This is a genomic window from Paenibacillus solisilvae (genome assembly GCF_042656405.1).
Taxonomy (GTDB): Bacteria; Bacillota; Bacilli; order Paenibacillales; family Paenibacillaceae; genus Paenibacillus_Z; species Paenibacillus_Z solisilvae.
This window is the reverse complement of record NZ_JBHSOW010000015.1, coordinates 331,350-355,439: the sequence shown is the minus strand read 5'-3', so window position 1 is coordinate 355,439 and position 24,090 is coordinate 331,350. Positions and strand designations below refer to the sequence as shown.

Below are 24,090 nucleotides of genomic sequence, written 5' to 3'. Positions count from 1 at the left end.
CAAAACGATACCGCTGCTGATAGGAAGAATCCGCCGAAGAAACTCCATAACAGAAGGAGGAAGTAAATGATGAACAGGCGACTGGTGAAGAAATCCATGTTATTTCTCATGCTGGTGTCCCTTATACTAACATCGAATTGGCAAAGTGCAGCCAAGGTATATGCGGACAGCTCGCAAAGCTATGAAGCTGAAGCTCAAGGAAATACAATGACAGGGAACGCGGCAGTGAGCAGCTGCAGTACATGCTCGGGAGAGAACAAGGTGGGCGGCATGTACCAGGGAAGCTCCTTGCAGTTCAATAACATCACGGTTAGCGAGGCAGGTACTTATACGGTAACCATCGATTATATTTCCGGCGATCCACGTTCGGCAAATGTTAGTGTGAATGGGACTGATATGCAGTATGTGGAGTTTCCTAAGACAACGGATTGGGATACCGTGGGCAGCTTCGAGATTTCAATAGCGCTGCAGGCAGGCAGCAATACCATTCTGATCGATGATAATAACTGGTATGCGCCCGATATCGACCGGATCTCCATAGGAGACAAGGACAACGGGAATCCTGGCGACCCCGGCACGGTGACAGGGGTTACATACGAAGCTGAGGATGCTGCTAATGTCATGAGCGGTAACGCGCAAATAGCCGATTGCAGCGGGTGCTCAGGCGGGAAGAAAGTAGGGAACCTGTACAATGGGAGCTCCCTGCTGTTCCCTAAGGTGACCGTAGAGAAAAGCAGGGATTATGCAATAACGGTCTCTTTCATTTCCGGCGACCCCCGCTCCTTCTATGTCAGCATTAATGGCGGTGAAGCGCAATATTATGATTCATTGAAAACAGAGGATTGGAATACGGTCGGGACGTATAAATTGACCGCGCCCTTAGCGGCAGGCGATAATACGATACTGATCTCCGACGGGAATGGGTATGCTCCGGATATTGACGGTATTCAGGTTCAGCCGGCCGATGACGGGGACGGAAACCCTGCTGAAGATGAGGGCAGCATAGGCGATCCGCTTGAGAAGCAAAACTTTGGATCCATTGAGGTCACCCCATATACGAGCGGTGTTGTGATCGGCAACGGCCAATATAAGGTGACTTATCACTCGTCTACCGGCTATCTGGATTACGCCTGGACGAATGGGCAGGAATTAAAGGGCGTCTACGGATCGATGAAGCTGAACAATCAGATGCTGGAAACGAAGGGCTACGAGACGCATGACTATACATCGGAGAAGATTACTCCCATTGCCAATTCCTTCGGAACAGGGATTGAACTGACCTTTATTCATACGGGGGCGGGTAAGCCGACACTGAAGCAGGTCTATCAATTTTATGAAAATAAAGCTTATTTCCTGACACGGCTGGATGCGCTGAGCGATCAACCCATCAGCACCAACTACATGGCGCCGATTGTGGTCAACCGTACTGGCGGCGTAGTGACGGGCCATGATACGGATAACCGCGCCTTATCCGTTCCATTTGATAATGATGCATGGATTCGCTATAAGTCGCAGACGGTTAACCGGTCTGATGCCAGTTACGAGGTAACGGCTATTTATGACAATACCTCCCGGAATGGACTCGTTATCGGTTCGATCAATCACGATACTTGGAAGACGGGAATCGAATGGACGGGCTCCAGCAGCAAGCTGAACCAATTCACGGTTTATGGAGGAGCTTCATCCAGCGTCACGCATGATTCACAGCCGCACGGAAGTATTTCCGGAACGAAACTGTCATCACCCCTGATCCTGACAGGCGGATTTGCGGATTATCGCACAGGCCTGGAGCAATACGGTGAAGCAAACGCACTAATCGCTCCGCCATTGCAGTTGAGTGCTAAGCTGCCTCAGGGCGTTCCGGTCGGCTGGAACAGCTGGGGCGCTTATGGCAGTGATTTGAGCTTTCAAGACGTTGTCGACACATCGAATTACTTCAAGAATCAGCTGCCTGCTATGAACAATAATGGTGCTGTCTACATCAATATGGACTCTTATTGGGATAACCTGACCGCGGAGCAGCTGAATCAGGCTGTAGCTACCATCAAGGGCAACGGTCAGCAAGCCGGCATCTACTGGGGGCCGTTCGTTTATTGGGGCAATAACATGAGCCAGATCGTTGAAGGCACGAATGATCAGTATACGTACGGCGACATTGTGCTGAAGGATGGATCGGGTACGCCGCTGCCTACCATCGACGGCGCGTATGCGCTTGATCCGACCCACCCGGGGACGAAACTGCGAATGGATTATTATTTGAACAAGTTTAAAGGGCTTGGCTTTACGTTCATTAAACTCGATTTCCTGACGCATGGATCTCTGGAAGGCGCTCATTACGATCCTAAGGTGACAACGGGCATTCAAGCCTACAATGAAGGAATGCGCTACATGAATGAAGTGTTGGATGGCTCGATGTTCATCAGTGAATCGATCGCACCGATCTTCCCATCACAATACGCGCACAGCAGACGTATTTCTTGTGATACGTACGGAGCGATCAATGAATCCGAATATGAGTTAAATTCATTGACTTACGGCTGGTGGCAGAACGATACGATATACAGCTATACGGACCCTGACCACATGGCTTTGACGCGGGCCCGCTCATTAACAGAAGCCCGCAGCCGTGTTAATTCAGCGGTCATTTCAGGGACAGTATTCCTCGATTCGGATGATGTCCATGATGCAGCAGCTCAACAATATATGACAGAACTTTATTCCAACCCGCTTATTAATCAATTAGTGGTCAAAGGAAAAGCTTTCATGCCCGTAGAGGGAAATACCGGAGCCAATGCAGCAGATACGTTTGTTTTGCAGGACGGCAGCGACTATTACATCGCTGTATTCAACTACAGTGCGAATAACGCGGCTGACAAAACAATTGATCTGGCCCGTGCGGGACTAAGCGCGGACCAAACGTATAACCTTCTGGACGTTTGGACAGGAGATACGACATCCTCAAGCGGGTCGCTGTCCTTGACGTTGCAGCCGGCGGAATCGAAGCTGTTCAAGCTGACGCTGAAAGCCGTAACGCCGACGCCGGATCCGGGTACGGAAACTCCAAATCCGGGACAGCCTGCGCCAAATCCGCAGCCTGAATCTCCGAATCAAGTGCAGCAGGTGCTCAGCGGTAAAGATGGCGGTACTCTGCAATGGAAGGGAGTAGCCGCAATTGAGGTGCCGGCAGGAGCTTTCACAGGCTCCGGCACATTATCGGCCCGCTTGCTTCCGGAAGGAGAACAGCCAGCCGTTAATGATTATCAAGCAGTCAGCCCCATCGTTGAACTTCTGAACAGCGCAGGCTCCGTCTTTACTGCTCCTGTCCAGTTAACGTTTAACTATAATGCCGCTGCCTTAACGGGCGATGATACTGAACCGGCGATTTATTATTTCAACGAACAGCAGAAACGCTGGATTTATGTAGGCGGAACTGATAACGGTGACGGAACGATAACGGTTTCAGTCAATCATTTCACGAAGTATGCTGTGTTTGCTGTTCATCCGAAGAAATTTGCCGATCTGACGGGACATTGGTCCGAGTCTTATGCCTCGCGGCTTATTGGAATGAACAGTATGAATGGCTTCGTGGATGGTACCTTCCGCCCGAATGATCTTGTAACCCGTGCGCAATTTGCCCGCATTCTAGCCGATTCACTCGGGTTAAAAGCATCGCTTTCCAGCAGTCAGCCATTCGCTGATGCGTCATCTTTCCCTGCATGGGCACTAAACGGGATTGAAGCCGTGAAGGAAGCGGGGCTGATGCAGGGTTCGCAAGCGGGCAACCAGGCCTACTTCAATCCGAATCAGCAAATGACCCGCGCAGAGATAGCGGTTGTTATCGCTCACCTGCTTGCCTCCACGGAAACAGATGATAAACAAATGGAGTACAAGGACGCTGCGGACATCCCTCAGTGGGCCCAGGCATCCGTTGACAGGATTCAGAGCAAGCAGGTTATGACCGGCTTCCCGGATCAAACCTTCCGCCCGGCTGCTCATGTGACCCGCGGCGAAACGGCAAAGGTCATTGCGCTCCTGCTCGATAATCTTCATGTCTAGATAGAAACATAAAAATCCCGAGCATCGCCAGGCGGCAATGCTCGGGATTTTTATATTAAAGCACACCTCTTGCCGGCATTCGGATTCGTATGCTCGTTCCAATGCCCAGCCTGCTGTATAAGGAGACGCCATATTCCTCGCCGAACGCGAGTTTAATGCGCTGATCGACATTTGTGATTCCGTAGCCGACATCTTCTTTGGCGCGGAGCTTCTCCAAGGTTTGAGGCGTCATGCCCATGCCGTCGTCAATGACCTCCAAGTAGATATCATCGTCTTTCCTGTAGGCTTTGATGATAATGTTGATGCCCGCATCATCGTCCCACACGGCATGATTGATGCAATTTTCCACGAAAGGCTGAAGCGTCAGCTTAACGGTATGGTGGACAAGCACGCATTCATCGATCTGAAAATGAATATGGAGCAGGTCCTCGTACCGGATTTGCTGGATGGAAAGGTAGTATTTGGTCAGGTTGATTTCTTCGTTCAGAGAGATCAAATTCTTCCCTTTATTCAAGGAGATCCGATAAAACTTCGCTAAGTGTGCGACCATGTCCTGAATTTTGGGATCCTTATGCTTCATGGCCAGCGCAGAGATAGAAGCTAAGGTGTTGTATAGGAAATGGGGATTGATTTGCGCCTGCAGAATTTCCATCTCTGCTTCCTGCTTGGAAATTTCCTTCTTGTACACTTCATTAATCAGGTTCTTAAACCGGGAAGCCATTTTATTCAGGGCAAACGACATCTGCCCGATCTCATCGTGGCCCATTGGAATCATCTCCAGATCAAAGTCCTCTCGTTCCAATCGGCGAATGCTCTTCAGCAGCGATTCAATCCGTTTGGTAGACATGCGGGCAACCATATAGATGAGGATGACACTGAACAGGATACAAATAGAAGCCATGAACAAGATACGGTTGGAGGAAGCTATAGCCGGCTGCATAAATCCGCTGTAAGGAACGATGGATACGGTCCGCCAGCCGTTAGGGCTGGCATCGTAGACGACAAGCACCTTCTCCCCTTTGTAGGTGCTCTCGTATTTACCGGCATTACCTGATTTGAAGTTTTCGGGAAGGAGCAGACCCAGATTGGTGTTCAGCAGATCTTTATTCTTGCTCGAGATAATGACACCGTCTTCGTTCACAATGAAGATATCCTTATTATTATCCTCTTTGCCCATCAGGGAGTAGAGGTCTGACTCTTTCACATCGATCGTCAGCACGCCATACGGGAAGTTCAGGCTGTTGTAGTTCAAATAACGAACGAGCGTAAACATAGGCGGCTGTGCAGTTAGCGGAGGAACGGCAGGGGCTTCCGGCGTAATGGTGAAAATCACGTTGCCATAAGTCTGCTGAACCTCTCTGAACCAGGGCTTCTGAAGGATCGAGCCATCCAGCTTCTTGATGAACATATTATCCAAGGGCATGTGCGGATTGGTCGAATAGATGGTAATCCCATTTACCTCCGGATTCGTTGTTAATACATTATTCATTACATTATCGATATACCTGTAAGCATCCAGATACTCCGAATTACCCGTATATGATTTACTCAGATATTCTTGAAGCGTGGAATCCAAGTAGAGTGAAGCTGAGATTTTATTGTAGCTGTTCAGTTTGCTCTGCAGATTGCTGCTGATTTGGGAGGTCGCGAGCGTCATGCCGGAATAGGTCTGGTTAATCAATTGATCTTTGACAGAATGATACGAATAGTAAACGAAAAAGAGAAGCGGAAGTATAGAGACGAGCAGGAATAGGCTGAAGAGTTTCCCCCTCATGCTGAGGTTTAGAAACGGTGCCGTGATGTAGTTATACCATGAGCTCTGCGCCATATCGCATTTCCTTTCGCCTACAATAGTTTCTTGCGGTATTGATTGGGTGTAACCCCTTTATGCTTCTGGAATAAGGAGCAGAAGTAGGAAACATTCTCGTAACCGATCGCTCTGGAAACCTCATGAATCTTCAGCGATTTGTCCTTCAGCAGGTCCGAGGCACGCTGAATGCGGACCTTGGTTAAATATTCAAGTATCGTCTCGCCTGTCTTTTGCTTGAATAGGGTTCGTATATAATTCGGCGTCAGATAAACGTGTTCAGCAAGATCCTCTACCGTTAGGGCTTGACCATACCGGATGTTAATCATTTCAATAATTTGATGGATGACCGTAAGGTTCTTATCATGATCCTTCTCACGGATGACATGCATGATCTGATTGGACCATGCTGTGAGAAAAGCGTGAAGATGCTCAAGCGACTCCGGCTCCATGACAGCCTTCCAGTCGACGATAATCGGGTGCTCGCTGCCGACAGTGCTGTTCTCAAGCAGCGGAGCGAAAAGGCGTTCGATCTCCGAGATCAGCTGCATGGTGCTCGCGATAATGGCATCTTTGCTTGTTCGGTTCGTAGCGAAATAATCGAAGAATCCGGCTATAATAGAAGCCGCTTCATCGGATTGCAGATGAGAGATGGCATGACTGAGCTGTTCAGCCAGGGCAATGGGCTGCGCAGGTGAAGCAGGGGAAGCGGCATGGGGCGTGTAAGGAATGACACGGCCTGTACCGCTGTAGAACTTGTCACCATTGGCTTCCCTTGCTTCGCCATAACGGTCATGCAGCTCCTCCAGGTAACGCCCGACCTCTGATAAACCCACCGACAAGACAACCTCATAACGGATGTTGGCTTCCCCGATTACCTCGTGCCAGCAGCGCATAAGCTCTGCATAATCCGGCTCACCGTTCAGATAAGCGATGGTGCAGTACCGGAATTCATCTACCGGCCAGCTGTAACTGACTGTATTCAGCTCCGCAAGCTTCACAGCGGCAAGCGTCAAGACGGCCTCTTTATTCTTGCTTGATACAGAATCGGAATCAAAGCTGTAGAAACAGACCGTGTACATCCCGATTGATGGGAGTGGATAAGGAAGCATCGCAATGCGGCGAACCCATTTCTTGCGCATGTCTGCAGACTGTTCTATAGATAAGGAACGCACGAGCTTCTCTTTCGTCCCTTCCGAGGATTCGGAGAGCTGCTTGTCTTCCTGGCACTTCAGGATAACACGCTGCATGAGCTGAGCGAGCTCCGCGGTATCAATGGGCTTGAGCAGGTATCCCATCGCTTCAATGCTGAGCGCCGCCTTAATATATTGAAATTCGTCATGTCCGCTTAAGAAGACGATTTTAACATTCTTGTCCATTTGCTTCGCCTTGGAGGCGAATTCCAGCCCATTCATGATCGGCATCCGGACATCGGTCAGAATAATATCCGGCTTGCAGGCTTCCATTACCTTCAGGGCTTCCCGGCCGTTCTTAGCGGTGCCTGCTACAACGATGCCCATATCTTCCCAACGAATGTAATGCTTAATCGCATCCAGCTCCAGCTTTTCGTCGTCCACCAGCAATATTTTGTACATGCCGCAGCACGCTCCTCGTCTTATGTGCATACCGGATTCAACTGCTTTATTGTAGGGTTTGTAACGGATTTCAACAATATCTTTTTTTGAGGTGTGTAGGTTTGCGGTGTGTTTCCACGAATCCGGTTATGGAATCCAATCGGAACCGGCACTTATAATGAGTATACAAAAGCGAACTAGACAAATGAACGGCCGTCATTTGAGGAGGAAAGGCATGGAGGCATACGTAAACAAACAACAACCATCCGCGCTCGGGGGCAATTTCAAACCGAACAAGTGGAGAAAGATGAAGCAGCAAAAATATCTTTATTTCATGATTTTGCCGGCACTTGTGTGCACGTTAATTTTCTCTTACGGTCCGATGTTCGGACTGTATATGTCGTTTATCAACTATTCACCTGGCGGAGGCTCGTTCTTTCACCAGTTCTTTCACAGTAAATTTGTCGGCTTTCAGTGGTTCGAATATTTCTTCACCAATGGCGACTTCTACACGGTCATGCGCAATACGCTCGCCCAGAGCATGCTGTCCCTGCTGATCGGATTCCCTGCTCCGATTATACTCGCGATTATGATCAACGAGGTCGGCCGGGGCTGGTTCAAGCGGACTGTACAGACCGTATCTTATTTACCGCATTTTGTTTCTTGGGTTATTGCAGCGAACATCATCGTCACGGTGCTTTCGTCCGAAGGGGTTATCAATCAAATCCTGATGTCTCTTCATCTGACCGAAAAGCCGATTACCTTCTTGCAAAACGGCCACATGTTCTGGTGTATCATCGCTTTCTCCAATACCTGGAAAGACATGGGCTTCAATGCAATCATTTATCTGGCTGCGATTGCCGGCATCAACCCGGAGCTCTATGAGGCTGCGCGGGTGGATGGGGCTAACCGCTTGCGGCAAATGTGGAACGTCACGCTGCCTTCACTGAAACCGACAATTGTGATTCTTTCGATCCTAGCTGTCGGCAATGTGCTGAATGCGGGATTTGACCAGCAATATTTGCTTCAAAATACGACGGTGCTTCAGTATTCGGATGTCATCGATACGTACACCTACCGATATGGCCTGCAGAACGGAATGTTCTCATACGGTGCTGCCGTTGGATTGTTCAAATCCGTTATTTCCTTCGTGCTGGTCGTTCTGGTGAACGCGTGGTCCAAAAAAGTTAACCAGCAGTCGCTGTATTGATTCCCATGAAAGGAGGACAAAGTCTTTGATAGCATCCAAGAGCTCAAGCGATAGAATTTACCTGGCCTTTGTTTATATCATTCTAACCTTTGTGTTCATCATCACGTTTTACCCCTTCTGGAACATTCTGGTTTTATCCCTGAACAGTGCGGAAGATACGGTACGAGGCGGTATCTATTTATGGCCCCGAGTCATTAATTTCTCTAGCTATGTTCAAATTATGCAGGATCAGGAAATCTTAAATGGTATCAAAATAACCGTTCTCAGAACGCTGATCGGAACACCTCTTGCTCTTGCCGTCATCAGCCTGCTTGCTTTTGCGCTCAGTAAAAAGGAACTCGTAGGCGGCAGGATCATTACGATCTTCTTCATTTTCACGATGTATTTTGGCGGCGGGCTTATTCCGTACTACATGATTTTGAAAAACGTTCACCTGATTGACTCCTTCTTAGTGTATATCTTCCCGAATTTGATGAATGTATTCTTCGTCATCATCGTTAGGACGTTCATGCAGGAGCTTCCGATCGAGGTAGAAGAATCTGCGAAGATGGACGGAGCGAATGATATCCAGATTTTCTGGCAAATCATTCTTCCGATCTGCGTGCCTGTCCTCGTGACAATCGGCCTGTTCTCCGCCATTAACCATTGGAATTCGTGGTTCGATTCTTATGTGTTTACCTATAAGCCGAATTTGAAGACTTTGCAGGCCGTGCTCGTGAAGATTCTTAACCAGTATCAGACCGAATCCTTTACCTCCAGCGCGAGTCAAATGGCGGATTCCTCCAAACGGAACGCTGTATCCTCGGATACGATCCGAATGGCAGCGACGATGGTGGCTACACTGCCGATTATTATGGTCTATCCTTTCCTGCAAAGGTATTTCGTTAAGGGTATGACGCTTGGCGCAGTTAAGAGCTAAAAGAACATGGCATCATTCTTCGAAGTTTGAGGGAATTTAAGGAGGTGAGCACGGCAAGGCGCCAGTAGAAGCAAGCATGCAGGATGAATTTAGGGCAGGGTAATATACAAAAATTGTTACAGGGGGTCTCGTTCCATGTCAGCACTTAAAAAATGGGCTACAATCTCAACCAGTCTCGCCTTGGTCGTCGCATTATCCGCTGGCTGCGGCAATAATAACGGCGGCAATCAGGCTTCTAATGCGGGTACACCGAACAATACGGCAGCTAACGCGAATTCCAAATCCGATGATTTGAAGCCGCTCAAAATCACTTTTTTTGACAAGAATACCGGAGACGCTTTCACCAATGAAGTGGCTCAGGAAATTACGAAACGGACGGGTATTACCGTTGAAATTCAACAGCCGACAGGCAATCCTTCAGAGAAATTGAATTTAATGCTCGCCAGTGACGATCTTCCGGACCTCGTACTGATGGACCGCAGCGGCGACATCGTCAACAAATATATCTCGACGGGCGCTTTGATTCCGCTGAACGATCTCATCGATAAATACGGCCCTGATGTTAAGACGATGTATGGCGATGTCCTCAACAAAACACGTTATACAGACGGCAAGAATTATTATTTGTCCAATTGGTACGGATTTGAAGAAAACGAACCGGTATTCGGCTTTAACCTGAAGATGAATATCCTCAAAGAGCTGGCACCGGACAAAGCGGCAGGGGGTAAACCCTTCAGTGCCGACGAGTTTGAAACGCTGTTGAAGGATTTCAAAGCCAAATATCCGCAGATCAACGGCAAGCCGACAACTGCCCTGACGATGGATGGCTCGAATATGGGAGCGGTTACGGGAACATTCAAAGGCATGTTCGGTTTGAAAACATATTACGAGACGGACGGCAAGCTTCAGTACGATGTTGAAGATCCGAAATACAAAGAAATGATTCTCTACATGAACAAATTGTATACTGAAGGTCTAATCGATACGGACTGGGCGATCAACAAGAAGGAATCGTGGCTGCAAAAGCTTTCTTCCGGAACCGTATTCGGTACAACAGGCGCTTACTGGGATATCGGAAGCGCGAATACGGCGCTCAAGAAAGACGGCGGCGAAGAGAATGAATTTTACGATTATAAAGTTGTAGGTCCAGGCGTTGATCCGGGCAAGACGACTTACGGTCCGAAGGGCTCCCTCGGCTGGGATGCAATTGGTATTACTAAAGCGAACAAGGATCCGGAACGCACGATGAAATTCATCAACTTCCTGGCCAGTGAAGAAGGCCAATACCTGCTGATGTGGGGAGTGGAAGGCAAGCACTGGGATATGGTAGACGGCAAGCATGTTCCGAAGCCGGAAGTGCTTCAAGGCTTCAAGGATGATTGGGCGAACTATTCCAAGACATCAGGTATCCGCAAATGGACATGGTTCATTAAGGGCGGCAAAGGCACCGACGGAACCGTTCTTGATCTGGCCGGCCGCTATGAGCGCAATGAAATCGACAAAATGGCGATCAAGAATCTGGGAGACTCCGTCTGGAACACCGATACGTATGACAACCTCGGCCCGCAGGGCGGAACACCGGAAGCGCTGATCTCGCAGAAGGTATCCGATATCATGACGCAATCCCTTACGAAAGCGATCATTTCCAAATCGGAAGCTGAAGCAGGCGCAGTCTTTGACAAAATGCTATCCGACATGAAAGCGGCGGGAAGCGAAAAAGTCGAGAAAATCATCAACGACAATTACAAGGCAAGACTGGATCTTTGGAAATAAACAAGGAAGAGAATAGGGGGCGGCTTGAAGATGCCGGCCCCTTTTCCTTTTCACAAATTGGAGGCTGAGCAAAATGGCGATTACGAGCGTGGAACAGGATCATACTCTTACGGTGAGCAATGGGATTATGAGTATTCAGTGCGATTTGGCAAGCGGAACAGCACGGTTTCTTTGGCAGGATACGGCCGCTGTCCAGAACGCAGTCAGCCGAATCTCCTTGGGAGACAGGATGCTTACTACCCTCGAAGGGCAGAACCGTTCTTATCAAATCAATGAGGTGGAGAACAGCTTCGGCAAAGGAATGGAGCTGCGGGTCCTTCACCAGATGAATGATCAGCTGGAGCTCGTGCAGATCTTCACGGTTTATGAGGGGTTGAATTACTGCTTCCTGCAGCTTAAAGCCCAGAGCCAAACGATAATCTCAACCAACTATATCGCACCTGTATATTGTATGGACGAAGGAAATGCCGGCGTTTTGAAGGTGAAAGGCGGAGATTCTGCGCAGGAAGAGCTGCTGGCGCTGCTTGTTCCATTCGATAATGACAAATGGGTGCGGTATGAATCGGTAAAGATGCCGGGCCGGTTGGAAAGCTATGAGGTCACGGCTGTCTACCATCATTCATCGCGTCATGGACTCGTATTTGGGTCTGTTACACATGATACATGGAAGACGGGTATCCAACTTGAAAGTGCAGCGGATCAAGCGGTGCAGCGGTTAGAAATCTACGGCGGGGCGGCGGGAGAATATACCCGCGATACGATTGCTCATGGATCGATTTCAGGTACGGAAGTGGTCTCCCCGGCTGTATTCATCGGCTCCTTCGATGATTACAGAGAAGGGTTGAAAACCTTCGGTGAAGCCAATGCCCGCATCGAGCCTCCGCTTGAATGGGAAGGTACGATTCCTTTTGGCTGGAACAGCTGGTCGGCCGTTGGAGGCGAGCTCAGCTTCGACAGCTATACACAGGCGTCGGATTTGATTAAAGAAATGCAGGAGAAAGGATTCCATGACCATGGAGTCGTGTATTTGAATTTTGATTCCTTCTGGACCAACCTCACCAAAGAAGAGCGGCGGCTTGCCGTTGCCCATGTCCATAATAACGGACAGAAGGCGGGAACCTATTGGACTCCGTTTGCCTATTGGGGAAAAAGTGAAGAAGCGGCGGAGCGGACTGTCGAGGGAACGAACGGCTTGTATACCTATGATGATCTCCTGCTCCGTGATGGGGAAGGCCGCGTCCTCCCGGATTTGGATGGCGGCCTTGCGATCGATCCCACGCATCCGGGTAACCTCATGCGAACTGAGTGGATGCTGCAGCAGTTCGTCGAGGAAGGCTTTGAATATGTGAAGCTGGACTTCATGGCTCATGGAACGCTCGAGGGCAAGCATCACCATCCGGAGGTTGACACGGGAATACAAGCCTACAACCTGGGGATGAAGCACATCTGCTCGCTGCTTGATCCCGCGCGAATCGGAAGACGGTTCTTCATCCATCTGTCGATTGCGCCGCTCTTTCCTCATCCCTATGCACATAGCCGCCGGATCTCGTGCGATGCTTTCGGAGAGCTTAAGGACACGGAGTATATGCTCAATTCCTTGACTTACGGATGGTGGATCAATAATACCTTATACCGGTTCAATGATCCTGATCATACGGTCTTATACAAGAGCTATAATCATGAACCGACCACAGAGCATGAAGGCCGCAGCAGGCTGAACGCATCTATCATCGCAGGGACATTGATGCTGATGGGTGATGATTTCCGCATGGAGGAGGCCCGCAAACGCGCACGCGCCTGGCTGACGCAGCCGGCATTAATGGACATCGCGCGCAAGGGAGAGACATTCCTTCCGCTCGAAGGAAATACGGGGCAGCAGGCTGCGGATGTCTTCTATCTGCTTGACCGTTCACCGCTGCAGGAAGTCATCTATGTCGCGATATTCAACTATGATAAAGAACAAGCAGCCGACAAATTCGTGGATTTAACAAGAATGGGTTTGTCCGCGGAGACCGAGTGGCGCTGCGAGGAGCTGTGGTCGCAGGAAGTGAAACAGGTTAAAGGAGATTTACAAGCAGCGCTTGCGCCGGCCGAGTCCGTGATGCTGAAGCTTACCCGGCCTTAGGTGAATGATCGAAAACGCCGTTGAATCGATAACCGCCTCTAAGCACTTCCCTATTATGGATAAGCAGTGTTCAAAGCAGAGTGAGAGTCCTGAATAAATCCTGACGGAAAACGTTTACAGCCGCCTCCTGCATAGGCTATGATGGTGTGGACAACTTCCAAATTCAAGGAGGATCATCGCAGATGAAGCTATCTTATGAACAGAAGCAGTCCATGCTGGAGCACGGTTATGTTCATGTGAAGGATGTAATACCGAAGATTATGGTTGATGAGGCGCTGCGGCATATTAATCACTCCGTGGGGGAAGGGATGAATCCGGCTGATTTGCCTATTTTCAGGTCACAATCCTTTTGTCCGGAGCTGCAAAGCACGCCGCCAATTACGGATCTGTTCAACCGGACACCGGTAAAGGCTTTGGTGGATGATTTGATAGGGGCCGATATGACGGGCCATATCGGCGGCGGGCAGGTGGCGCTCCGCTTCCCTACGCTGCAGGATCCTCCTCACCGTCCAGGTCCTCATCTGGATGGAACCTACTCGCCGACGAATGGAGTGAAAGAAGGCACGATCGCTAATTTCACGATGCTCGTAGGCGTACTGTTAAGTCCTGTAAGGGAGGCAAATTCGGGTAATTTCACCGTTTGGCCGGGAACGCACCAACAGTATGAGCAATACTTTCGTGAGCATGGACCGGAATCTTTACTGAAGGGGCTGCCGAAGGTAGAGATGCCGGAACCGGTTCAGACCATGGGAGAGCCGGGAGATGTATTCCTCGTTCATTACCAGCTGGCGCACGGTGTTGCCCCTAATACTTCGCCGTTCCCAAGATATGCGATCTTCTTCCGGGTGAAGCATATCCATCATAATGAAGATTGGAAAGCGCCGATGACGGATATCTGGCTGCATTGGCCGGGAATGAAAGACATCGTCTCAGGCAAGTGAACGGTGGGCTTCGCGAACTTCTCATCTGCTGCAGATCGAATCCGGAAATAATTTAGCTATTGCTACAAGCGCGAAGTAGAGAGATACTAATAGCATAGATGTTTACGAACTTAAGTTCCCTCTTCACATCGCTGGAGAGGGAATTTTGATGTTGATCGACGGAATGATGGAAGGAATATTGGCATGATGAACAAGAAGCTTGATTTTTTTACGCGCAAAAAAGAAGAGATTGGCGTTTCACTAAATCCCGTGCAGCGTCAGGCTGTGCTGCATACGGAAGGCGCGCTGCTGCTGCTCGCTTCGCCTGGCTCAGGGAAAACGACCACGATTATTATGCGGATCGGGTATCTGATTGAGGAGAAGGGCGTTCACCCCTCACGCATCAAGGCGGTTACGTTCAGCCGGGCTTCCGCGCAGGATATGAAGGAGCGGTTTAAGCGCTTTTTCCCCGGTCATCCCGAGAACAGCGTTGACTTCTCCACGATACATAGCTTGGCCTTCGAGGTGATGCGCGAATATCTGCGTAAGAACCGGATCTCCTTCCAGATCATTGAAGGCACGATTGAGAAGGAAGAGGAAGACGAGGGCGGGGACCAGCCGCCGCTTCATAAGAAGCTGATTTTGCGGGATCTATACAGAAAGATCAAGGGTGACAATATTACGGAAGATCAGATGGAAGAGCTGACTACCTACATCAGCTACATCAAGAATAAACTGATTCCGCCTGATCAATGGGCACAGGTCAAATGTGAAGTGCCTGAGGCAGAGCGTATTCTTCAGGAATATGAAGCGTTCAAGCGGGCGCAGCAAGGCAAGCTGTTAGTTGATTATGACGATATGCTGGTGATCGGCAACGAAGCGCTGGAACGCAGCATGGAGCTGCTCTGGAAATATCAGAACCGGTACGATTATGTGCTGACGGATGAAAGTCAGGATACGTCATTAGTGCAGCATGCGATTGTGGAGAAGCTGGTGAAGAGGCATGGCTGTCTCTGTGTGGTTGCGGATGATGATCAAAGCATCTACGGCTGGCGGGCCGCAGAGCCGCAGTACTTGCTGGACTTCAAGAGAGTCTATCCCGATGCGGATCTGTTGAAGATGGAGCAGAATTACCGTTCCTCGAAGAACATTGTGGGCATCGCCAACCGCTTCATTAAGCGAAACCGGAACCGATACGACAAGAATATGTTCACCCATAATGCAAGCGATAAGCCGATTATTATCAAAAGCCTTGGGGACTACCGCTCACAAGCCAAATACGTCGCCGAGAAGGCGGCAAGGATCGACAATCTGCGCGAAGCCGCGCTGCTTTACCGGAACAACTCATCGTCGATTTCGCTTATGAATGAATTTGACCGCCGTGGGATTCCTTTCTATATGAAGGATGGCGATAACCGCTTTTTCTCCCATTGGATCATTGAGGATGTGCTCAATTTCATGCGGATGTCGTTTACAGACAGGCGTCCTGAGCTTCTGGAGAAAATTCACACCAAATGCACGGGCTACATCACCAAAGCGCAGATGGCGGCAATCATAGGCATCGATAATAATGAGTCGGTATTCGATAATCTGATTAATTTTGCTGCGCTGCAGGATTATCAGCCTAAGCAGCTGCAGGAATGTAAAGAAACGTTCCAGCAGATGAACGGCATGCCGCCCCGGAAAGCAATCCTTACGATTCGGTACAAGCTTGGCTATGAGAAGGCGCTGGATCGAATGTGTGAACGGCTCGGTTTTCGGCGCGAGTATTTGACAGGCATATTGAATACACTGGAAGATATCGCCGACGGACTGGAAACATTGAAGGACTTTGCGGAGCGGTTGAAATATCTGGAGACGATCATGAAGTCCTCCAAGCGGAATAAGAATATGAACGCCATTACGTTCTCTACGCTCCATAGTGCCAAAGGTCTGGAGTTTGAACGGGTATTCATGGTAGATCTGATCGATGGTATCGTGCCGTCAAGCGATGACATGAAGAAGGTGGATGGCGAGGATTCGCCGGAAATGGAGGAGGCGATTCGACTCTTCTACGTCGGCATGACGCGGGCGAAGCAGCATCTGGAGCTCATCTCCTACGCAAAGCGGGACGGAGAAGAGGTTAAAGAGTCGCAATTCGTGACTGCGGTAAGGAATCTTCAAACGCCTCCGAAGGTGGAATCAGCTGCTGCTGAGAAGCCGGCCGCAAGCGGCAGGAACAAAGCGTCTGCGTCTGTATCTGCGGGCAAACCGGGTGATGTGATTATACCCCCAAATCCTTATGCGCTCCGAACCTTTGCCGGAGTGGAAGCCGGGGACCAAGTGCTTCACCGCGTATTCGGCAAGGGGAAGATCACAGCGATGGATGATGCATTCATACACATTCAATTCACGAACGGCTTGAAAAAGCTCTCAGTCGATGCCTGCCTCGATATGGGTTTGCTTGAGCTGGTAAAGCCGGGCTAAACAGGGCGAAGGGGCTGCCTCAAAAGGGCAGTCCCAAGGGATTCAATTCCATCATTCATGAATAAAAGAACCTTAATACCCACTAGGAAAGTGTGGATTTACCCTCAAGAATTTCATTGGAATAAACCGGCGGTTTATTCCAATGTCCATTCTAAGAGATGCACTTTAAGTGAAGCTTAAGGTTCTTTTGTGTGCTAATAAGAGGATTGGACGGCCTTCTAGGAGGCATTCGCGGCTGTATTCACACGAATCTTCCGTGGCTTTATCGCCAGAAGACCAATATATACGATCACGAAAAGCACCATGAATCCTGCTGTCCAGCGGTACATTACGGCATAGCTTGTTGCCGATGCAATCGTGCCAAGCAGCATGGCGCCAACGGCAACGCCAAAGTCCGTCGAGTTGTAAAACAGGCTATTCGTAAATCCATGATGCTCAGGAGCGGATTCGCGGAGCATCCATGCTTGCGTTGTAGGCTGGATAACACCGAGGCCAAGTCCGTACAGCAGGGCAGATCCGATTAACATGGACATGGAGGCTGTATATGAAAGCACCAGTAAGCTTCCTATAATGAACAGGGCTCCCGGAATGAGGAGGACGATATGACCTTTGCTGTCGAATAACCGCCCCGAAATCGGCCGGATGATCAATACGGTAACCGCATTGAACAAGAAGAATATTCCAATATTCTTGAGGTGGACCTCTCCTCCGAATAAAGCGATGAAGCTCAGTAGTCCGCCGTAGGTAACCGAGAACAAGGCATTGAGCAGCGCTGGGAACAGCACTCTTTTATTAAATGGCCGTGATTGGGCCGCAGTTGAGGAAGCATGCATCTTCTCAGCTACCTTGACCGGCTGCTGCGGCATGCTGCGGCTGATCAGAAGCAGAGGTATGATGATGGCTGCCGCGGCAGTCCCAAGCAGAGTCAGCAGAGGAAATCCGTATGAGCCCAGAACCGATAATCCAATCGCCGGCCCGATTGACATCGCCAAGCTGGTCGATAATCCGAAATAACCGATACCTTCTCCAAGCCTCCGCTTCGGAATGATTTGGGATACTAAGGTCGGAAGAACCGTGCTGCTCATCCCAAAGCCGATACCAAAGCAAGCTTTCAGCAACAGCAATATGCCTACCGAATTCGCGAAGGGATAGCATGCAGTGGTTATTGCCGCGATTCCAAGACCTGTGAACAGTAAGGTGCGGCGCTGGAACCGGCGCATCAATGCTGCAGTGGCAAACCGCGCGACAATTGCCGAGAGGGCAAATAAGCTCGTTAATAAACTAAGCGTGAAGGCCCCGGGATCAAACTGATCCTTTACATAGGATGGAAAAGGGGAAAGCAGCATTTGCAGACTAAGGAACAATAAAAAATAGGACAAGGTGAGCGAAATAAAGCTGTTCGTCCAAAGCTTCTCGGGCTTCTCCAGCAGGGTTGGCGGTTGTGACTGATCTTGTAGTGCGGCTGCGGCCATGTTCGTATACACTCCTATTCATGTTGTTGATCTGATATCCCGCTTATGGTATCTCCGATTCTCAGCAGCAGGTCAATGAGCAGATTGTGCTCCTCGTCACTTATTCCTGCCGTAGCATCCTTAATAACCTGCTGCTCGATGGAGACCGTTTCGGCTATAAGCCGGGAACCTTTGACGCTCATGAAGATTAACGTGGATCTTCTATCGCTTGCATCAGGTTGTTTCTTAATTAAGCCTTTGGCCTCGAGTGTATCTAATATACGTGTGGTGGTTGGCTTGTCCTTGCCGGAGCGAAGAGCCAGATCTTTCTGAATGGTTCCTTCCTGCTCATAGATCCGGTGAAGTACAGACCACTGCTCAGGGGTAATATCATAATTGCGCAGCCTCTGCAGCAGTAAATTCGACAGCTTGCGATAGGTTACACCCATAAGAAAACCGATGGAACGATCCAAGCTGCTTGACGTATTTGTGGGCTCAGTCAGGAGAATCACTCCCTTTCATTATATAGTTGTTTTGACAACTATATGCCAGACAACTATTTATGTCAATAAGGAGAAGAGGATGAATGGCAAAAGATTCCTTAAACGCAAAAATCGCCTGCTGCTCAAGGCAATAGGCGATTTCCACTATATGTTAATTCATATTTGGCAATATAAGATTAAAAAAGCAACATGTTCGATGTCGCAAAATTAATTTTTTGAATCTTTGGGTACGAAATAGATGTCCACGACCTCTATAATATTATTATAAACGAAGATTTATTATAAGTCTATACTTTTTTTGCGATTTTGGATATATTTTTCAAGCGGCAAAAAGAGGAGGTTTTGAGTAGAGATGATTACACTTCAAGGCATCAGCAAATCGTTCAAGGTAGCCAGACGATCTGCAGGAATGCGACAAGCGATGAAAGCGCTGTTCGTCAGAGAGCACACTATTGTGGAGGCGCTCCACGATATCTCATTTACCGTTAATGAGGGTGAGATCGTAGGATATATCGGGCCAAACGGAGCGGGCAAATCCACAACCATTAAGGTTATGAGCGGCATACTTGTGCCGGACCGCGGAACATGTTCCATTATGGGATACACTCCTTGGCAGGAACGAAAGGCGTATGTGAGCCATATCGGCGTCGTATTCGGCCAGCGGTCTCAGCTGTGGTGGGACGTACCGGTTATCGACTCATTCGAGCTGCTGAGGGATATTTATAAGATCCCCCAAAGCATGTACAAGAGCAATCTCAATCTGCTCACAGAAACGTTAGGACTCAGCAGCCTGCTTCAAACTCCCGTAAGGCAGCTCAGCTTAGGCCAGCGAATGCGCTGCGAGATCGCGGCATCGCTCCTGCATGGCCCCAAGATTCTATTCTTGGATGAGCCGACGATCGGGCTTGATGCGGTCAGCAAAATCGCGGTCAGGCAGTTTATCAAAACCATCAATAAAGAGAAAGGTGTGACTGTCATTCTAACGACCCATGACATGAGCGACATTGAAGCTCTGGCTGATCGGATTCTGATGATCGGCAATGGGACACTGCTCTACGACGGCAATCTGAGCGAGCTTCGCGGAAGGTTCGGCACACATCGAACGATAACGGTCGATTACCGTGAGAATGCCAAGCCGCTGGAAGTTCAAGGCGCCTCGCTGCTTTCCTGGTCTCCGGAGCGTGCAGTACTCAGCGTGAATACAGAGCAGGTGTTAATGGCTAACGTAATCTCGCGAATATCGGAGCAGGTTGAGCTGGTGGATATGGCGATTGAAACCAAACCCGTCGATGAATTGATTGTCGAGCTGTATAAGGAGCATCAAGTATGAACGCGTATCTATCCGTTTGGAGGCTGCGGTTCATTAATGGGATGCAGTACCGTGCAGCCGCATATGCCGGCATGGTCACCCAGCTGTTTTTTGGTCTTGTATTTATTATGATTTATGTAGCATTTTACGGCCATAGCACGCATGAACAGCCGATTTCCTTGAAGGATGTCGTGACGTATACATGGCTGCAGCAGATTTTTCTCGCTTTTATTATGCTGTGGTTTCGTGATAACGAGATCTTCCAGCTCATTACCGGGGGCAATATCGCTTACGAGCTTTGCAGACCGTGCGGTATTTATGAATTCTGGTTCGCCAAGCTGCTGGCACAGCGGGTGTCAAGCGCGGTTCTGCGCTGTTTTCCTATTCTTCTCATCGCCCTACTGCTTCCACAAACTTATCGGCTCAGCCTGCCTCAGTCAGTGACGACCTTCATGCTGTTTCTTGTAACACTTCTTCTAGGCCTGCTGTTAATTGTCTCCATTTCGATGCTGATCTATATCTCTGTGTTCTGGACGATGTCACCAACCGGCTCCATTCTGATGATCGCCGTGGCAGGCGAGTTTTTTGCGGGGTTGATTATTCCTGTCCCGCTTATGCCGGCATGGCTGCAGCAAGCCTCCTACGCATTGCCTTTCCGCTGGACAGCGGACTTCCCGTTCCGGGTGTACTCCGGGCAGATTCCGCAGACCGAGGCACTGTGGGGAGTGCTGATTCAGTTATTGTGGCTTGCGGCTCTGATCGGTTTTGGCAGGTGGAGCTTGAACCTAGCATTACGACATGTTGTTGTGCAGGGAGGTTGATATGAGATGCGTCTCTATTTCAAATATTTATCTATTTTATTCAAGTCGCAGATGCAGTACAGAACTTCGTTCTGGCTCCTGACTCTTGGCCAATTCTTTATTCCATTCTCGGTATTCGCGGGATTGTATTTCATGTTTGAACGATTCGGGCAGGTGAAGGGCTGGAGCTTCTATGAAGTGACGCTTTGTTTTGCCGTCATTCACCTGTCCTTCTCACTTAGCGAATGCTTCTCCCGGGGTTTCGATGCGTTCTCAAGCTTGGCCCGCAATGGCGAATTCGACCGCTTGCTCGTTCGTCCAAGAAGCACGGCGCTTCAGGTGCTGGGTTCCAAGTTCGAATTCACCCGGTTCGGCCGCCTCATTCAGAGCAGTTTCGTACTGGTCGTGGCGCTGATTCATCTACCCATTGCGTGGAATTTGGCAAAAGTGTTTACGCTGATCCTTATGGTATCCAGCGGAGTCATGATCTTTACCGGTATTTTCATACTGGCGGCGACGCTATGCTTTTGGACGATTGAAGGGCTTGAGGTGGCAAATATCTTTACCGACGGAGGCCGGGAGATGGCGCAGTACCCCCTCAATATCTACCAAAAATGGGTTACGGTGTTCTTTACCTTCATCATTCCGTTTGGGTGTGTGAACTATTTGCCGATGCTCTATATTCTTAACCGGGCGGATGGCAATGAGATCCTCTACATGTTAACCCCCCTCGCAGGATTCTTATTTCTGCTGCCATGCATAGTTGTTTGGCAGCTTGGTGTTCGTCATTATCGGTCAACGGGGTCTTAAGCAGGCTCCCTTGGCGTTAGTTGTCTTCTTTTTTGGGCGGTCCCCGCATAAGCTTGGAATGGGAATGCGGACAACGTACAGAAAAGGAGGCCTTCGCATGCCAAGATGGGGGAGAAGGCGCTGGCTAAGCGTAGTCAGCATAGGCAGCAGCAGCCGCAGCCGGCCACGAGCAGGTAAACGGAGGCCGAGGCGCCGAGGGATGCTGCTATTCATCCTGCTGATTGCCTGCCTATTCATTGTTCAAACCTTTATTTTCGTTGAGCGCAATTTGCAGGAACCGCTGATGACCGTGGCCAAGGTTCGTGTGAAGCAGGTAGCTACGCAAGCCATCAACCAAGCCATCTCTGAACAAGTAGCCACACAGGCCAATCCGGATAAATTAATTGACTGGAAAACCAATGCAAGCGGAAAAATCGCAGGTTTTATGCTGAATTATGCTGAGCATATGCGGATTACTTCCGATACTGCTTTGAAGGTGCAGAATACATTGAACCATATGGGTGACATTCCGGAGAAAATCCCGCTCGGCCAGGCTTTAGGAAGTGCGATTATCGCTTCATTTGGCCCGCGTATTCCTGTAAAATTCGAGCCGATCGGGGCGGCAAAGGTTGATCTGGAAACCAGACAGCAGGACGCCGGCATCAATATGATATTGGTTGAAGTCTACATGCACATCGTTGCGGAGGTTTCCATCATTATCCCATTCGACACAACGCCTGAGCTGGTTGAAACGGATGTGCCGATCTCCTATCTGCTGGTCGTAGGGGATGTACCGATGTATTATTACGACAATAACGGGAAGCCTGTCGGTGACTCCGCGCCTGATGCGCCCAGTATTTCATTGCCGGTTCAGAATGGCCAGAACGGGGTCTCAACGACAGTTCCGCATTCGAATACAGACAGCGACGAGACGGACTCAGCGCTCTGGAACAGCAGCAATGAGAATCAAACAAACAGCTCATCGAATGATACATCCTCCAATAACCAGGAGTGAAAAAAGCGGCTGCCTCCGAGTGGACTAAAGCGGTGACCGCAGGACGGTCGCTTTTTTCAAAGTGTCCGTCCTGCGGGTCACCGTTCACGAGGAGACTGCCGCTTTTTGCTTGAAGATCATAGGACGGCACATTCGCCGTTTGGTCTTTCTTGTTACCGTTTCTTTTTCAGCCTTCTGCGTTCTTCATTTTCCCATTGGCGCAGCGACGGATAAGGATCAAATGACCATTCCATCAAGCCGCGGTCGCGATAAACCCCATAATGCAAGTGAGGCGGGAATTTTCCCTGCGTACCAGGCTTGCCATAGCCCGAGCTGCCTACCCAGCCTACGACTTGACCGGGTTTAACAACGGAGCCCACCTGAATCGTCTTATCGTAGCCCGACAGATGAGCGTAGTAATGATAGATGTTGTTGAGGTCCCGGATTCCGAGCCGCCAGCCGCCGTAAGGGTTCCACCCCTTCACTTCGACAATGCCGTAGCAGGTGCTGCGTACAGGGAGGCCGTGATTGGCAAAGATGTCGGTACCCTCATGAATGCGATAGCCGCCCCAGCTGCGCCTTGTTCCCCACGTACCTTTGTAGGAATAATTGTTACCTACAGGAACGGGGAAAGCATGCTCGAACAGATCGAGCTTGCCGAACGTTTCATAGATCTTCGAGAACTGCTGGATGCGCTGAACCGATCGCGTATTATGATAGTAATCCCAGACACCAATTGAAAAATCATCCTCCGCATCGCCGTACCGCATCAAATGACTTGCAATCGAATACAGTAAATCTGTATCGTTCTTGCGCGAAGCTACGCCGTCACCGTCGCCATCGGAGCCTAAGCCCTTGAACCAACGGATTGAGACAGGAGCTTCGTCTTGGTTGTCCGGATTTAACTGGCCGGCCCATGCCTCTTCCGTTACGAAAATGCTGATCCAATTGCCCAGCTGCTCACGCGTCTTCGAACGGACCTTGGTTATATCCCGTTCATACTGGTCAATGGCAGCAAGTCTGAACCATGGTATTCCCGTTATCATGCTGGTTTGAATATAAAGCTCTTTGCGTTTGTCAAAAGCATTGATTGTTTCCTGCGCTTGTTCTTTCTTTGACGGGCTCGCTGCAGCTGCAATTTGATGGGAGTAGGCATCTAGCAAGCTGGGCTCGGGCTGCTTTTTGGCTGCATAGCAGGCATCGGCGCTGACTGATTGTGCCATTCCGAGCACGCAGGCGGTCAGCATTGTAAAGCGTAATAGGTGATGTCTCAATTGCTTATACCCTCCAACCACAAAAGGTTAGCCTAACAGCTAGGCCGGAATTCAATGCTAAGCGGAGCAAAAAGGCGTCTAACGCAATAACGGTATGATTTGCAAATCATTGGTTTTTAT

At 49.5% G+C, this 24,090-nt stretch carries 16 protein-coding genes; 11 read left to right on the top strand and 5 right to left on the bottom strand.

The window, feature by feature from the left end; translation table 11 throughout:
• The first annotated feature begins 66 nt into the window (after positions 1-66).
• Positions 67-4,056, top strand: a complete 3,990-nt coding sequence (locus ACFPYJ_RS04320; RefSeq protein WP_379186804.1) for an S-layer homology domain-containing protein — start codon at positions 67-69, stop codon at positions 4,054-4,056.
• A gap of 55 nt (positions 4,057-4,111) precedes the next feature.
• Here the strand turns inward: ACFPYJ_RS04320 and ACFPYJ_RS04315 are convergent, their stop codons facing one another.
• On the bottom strand, positions 4,112-5,884 hold the full coding sequence (locus ACFPYJ_RS04315; protein WP_379186803.1) for a cache domain-containing sensor histidine kinase: 1,773 nt from the start codon (positions 5,882-5,884) through the stop codon (positions 4,112-4,114).
• A gap of 17 nt (positions 5,885-5,901) precedes the next feature.
• Entirely contained in the window at positions 5,902-7,458 is a 1,557-nt protein-coding gene (locus tag ACFPYJ_RS04310; protein WP_379186802.1) for a response regulator transcription factor, read from the bottom strand.
• Between the two features lie 214 nt (positions 7,459-7,672).
• Between ACFPYJ_RS04310 and ACFPYJ_RS04305 the strand changes: the two genes are divergently transcribed.
• The 6 genes from ACFPYJ_RS04305 (at position 7,673) to ACFPYJ_RS04280 (ending at position 16,850) form a co-directional block, all read left to right on the top strand.
• On the top strand, positions 7,673-8,647 hold the full coding sequence (locus ACFPYJ_RS04305; protein WP_379186801.1) for an ABC transporter permease: 975 nt from the start codon (positions 7,673-7,675) through the stop codon (positions 8,645-8,647).
• A gap of 25 nt (positions 8,648-8,672) precedes the next feature.
• On the top strand, positions 8,673-9,566 hold the full coding sequence (locus tag ACFPYJ_RS04300) for a carbohydrate ABC transporter permease (RefSeq protein ID WP_379186800.1): 894 nt from the start codon (positions 8,673-8,675) through the stop codon (positions 9,564-9,566).
• A gap of 135 nt (positions 9,567-9,701) precedes the next feature.
• The gene (locus ACFPYJ_RS04295) at positions 9,702-11,339 is read left to right on the top strand and encodes an extracellular solute-binding protein (protein ID WP_379186799.1); all 1,638 of its coding nucleotides are present in this window, start codon (positions 9,702-9,704) and stop codon (positions 11,337-11,339) included.
• A 73-nt stretch (positions 11,340-11,412) separates the two neighbouring features.
• Positions 11,413-13,464, top strand: coding sequence for an alpha-galactosidase (locus ACFPYJ_RS04290; RefSeq protein WP_379186798.1), 2,052 nt, complete (start codon positions 11,413-11,415; stop codon positions 13,462-13,464).
• Positions 13,465-13,646: 182 nt separating this feature from the next.
• A complete protein-coding gene (locus ACFPYJ_RS04285) occupies positions 13,647-14,405 on the top strand; it encodes a phytanoyl-CoA dioxygenase family protein (protein WP_379186797.1) in 759 nt (252 codons plus the stop codon).
• Positions 14,406-14,591: 186 nt separating this feature from the next.
• Positions 14,592-16,850, top strand: a complete 2,259-nt coding sequence (locus ACFPYJ_RS04280; protein WP_379186826.1) for an ATP-dependent helicase — start codon at positions 14,592-14,594, stop codon at positions 16,848-16,850.
• A gap of 218 nt (positions 16,851-17,068) precedes the next feature.
• Here the strand turns inward: ACFPYJ_RS04280 and ACFPYJ_RS04275 are convergent, their stop codons facing one another.
• Complete coding sequence (locus ACFPYJ_RS04275) at positions 17,069-18,322, bottom strand: MFS transporter (protein WP_379186796.1); 1,254 nt, start codon at positions 18,320-18,322, stop codon at positions 17,069-17,071.
• A 14-nt stretch (positions 18,323-18,336) separates the two neighbouring features.
• The gene (locus ACFPYJ_RS04270; RefSeq protein WP_379186795.1) at positions 18,337-18,774 is read right to left on the bottom strand and encodes a MarR family winged helix-turn-helix transcriptional regulator; all 438 of its coding nucleotides are present in this window, start codon (positions 18,772-18,774) and stop codon (positions 18,337-18,339) included.
• Positions 18,775-19,156: 382 nt separating this feature from the next.
• On the opposite strand from ACFPYJ_RS04270, the gene ACFPYJ_RS04265 reads away from it, so the two are divergent.
• The 4 genes from ACFPYJ_RS04265 to yunB all read left to right on the top strand — a co-directional run bounded on the left by ACFPYJ_RS04265 (position 19,157) and on the right by yunB (position 22,717).
• The gene (locus ACFPYJ_RS04265) at positions 19,157-20,134 is read left to right on the top strand and encodes an ABC transporter ATP-binding protein (RefSeq protein ID WP_379186794.1); all 978 of its coding nucleotides are present in this window, start codon (positions 19,157-19,159) and stop codon (positions 20,132-20,134) included.
• A complete protein-coding gene (locus ACFPYJ_RS04260) occupies positions 20,131-20,934 on the top strand; it encodes an ABC transporter permease (RefSeq protein WP_379186793.1) in 804 nt (267 codons plus the stop codon). Before ACFPYJ_RS04265 ends, ACFPYJ_RS04260 begins: the two co-directional genes overlap by 4 nt.
• 6 nt (positions 20,935-20,940) lie before the next feature.
• Positions 20,941-21,723, top strand: coding sequence for an ABC transporter permease (locus tag ACFPYJ_RS04255; RefSeq protein ID WP_379186792.1), 783 nt, complete (start codon positions 20,941-20,943; stop codon positions 21,721-21,723).
• 97 nt (positions 21,724-21,820) lie between these two features.
• Positions 21,821-22,717 (top strand): sporulation protein YunB, encoded by an 897-nt coding sequence (yunB, locus tag ACFPYJ_RS04250; RefSeq protein WP_379186791.1) that lies wholly within the window; start codon positions 21,821-21,823, stop codon positions 22,715-22,717.
• Positions 22,718-22,869: 152 nt separating this feature from the next.
• Here yunB and ACFPYJ_RS04245 read toward each other — a convergent pair whose 3' ends face one another.
• Positions 22,870-23,970 (bottom strand): M23 family metallopeptidase, encoded by a 1,101-nt coding sequence (locus tag ACFPYJ_RS04245; RefSeq protein WP_379186790.1) that lies wholly within the window; start codon positions 23,968-23,970, stop codon positions 22,870-22,872.
• Positions 23,971-24,090: the final 120 nt, after the last annotated feature.

Bases quoted from the DNA above. Each gene is read 5' to 3' on its own strand.
- ACFPYJ_RS04320 (WP_379186804.1), top strand. From the start codon at position 67: ATGATGAACAGGCGACTGGTGAAGAAATCCATGTTATTTCTCATGCTG.
- ACFPYJ_RS04315 (WP_379186803.1), bottom strand. From the start codon at position 5,884: ATGGCGCAGAGCTCATGGTATAACTACATCACGGCACCGTTTCTAAAC.
- ACFPYJ_RS04310 (WP_379186802.1), bottom strand. From the start codon at position 7,458: ATGTACAAAATATTGCTGGTGGACGACGAAAAGCTGGAGCTGGATGCG.
- ACFPYJ_RS04305 (WP_379186801.1), top strand. From the start codon at position 7,673: ATGGAGGCATACGTAAACAAACAACAACCATCCGCGCTCGGGGGCAAT.
- ACFPYJ_RS04295 (WP_379186799.1), top strand. From the start codon at position 9,702: ATGTCAGCACTTAAAAAATGGGCTACAATCTCAACCAGTCTCGCCTTG.
- ACFPYJ_RS04290 (WP_379186798.1), top strand. From the start codon at position 11,413: ATGGCGATTACGAGCGTGGAACAGGATCATACTCTTACGGTGAGCAAT.
- ACFPYJ_RS04285 (WP_379186797.1), top strand. From the start codon at position 13,647: ATGAAGCTATCTTATGAACAGAAGCAGTCCATGCTGGAGCACGGTTAT.
- ACFPYJ_RS04280 (WP_379186826.1), top strand. From the start codon at position 14,592: ATGAACAAGAAGCTTGATTTTTTTACGCGCAAAAAAGAAGAGATTGGC.
- ACFPYJ_RS04275 (WP_379186796.1), bottom strand. From the start codon at position 18,322: ATGGCCGCAGCCGCACTACAAGATCAGTCACAACCGCCAACCCTGCTG.
- ACFPYJ_RS04265 (WP_379186794.1), top strand. From the start codon at position 19,157: ATGATTACACTTCAAGGCATCAGCAAATCGTTCAAGGTAGCCAGACGA.
- ACFPYJ_RS04260 (WP_379186793.1), top strand. From the start codon at position 20,131: ATGAACGCGTATCTATCCGTTTGGAGGCTGCGGTTCATTAATGGGATG.
- ACFPYJ_RS04255 (WP_379186792.1), top strand. From the start codon at position 20,941: ATGCGTCTCTATTTCAAATATTTATCTATTTTATTCAAGTCGCAGATG.
- yunB (WP_379186791.1), top strand. From the start codon at position 21,821: ATGCCAAGATGGGGGAGAAGGCGCTGGCTAAGCGTAGTCAGCATAGGC.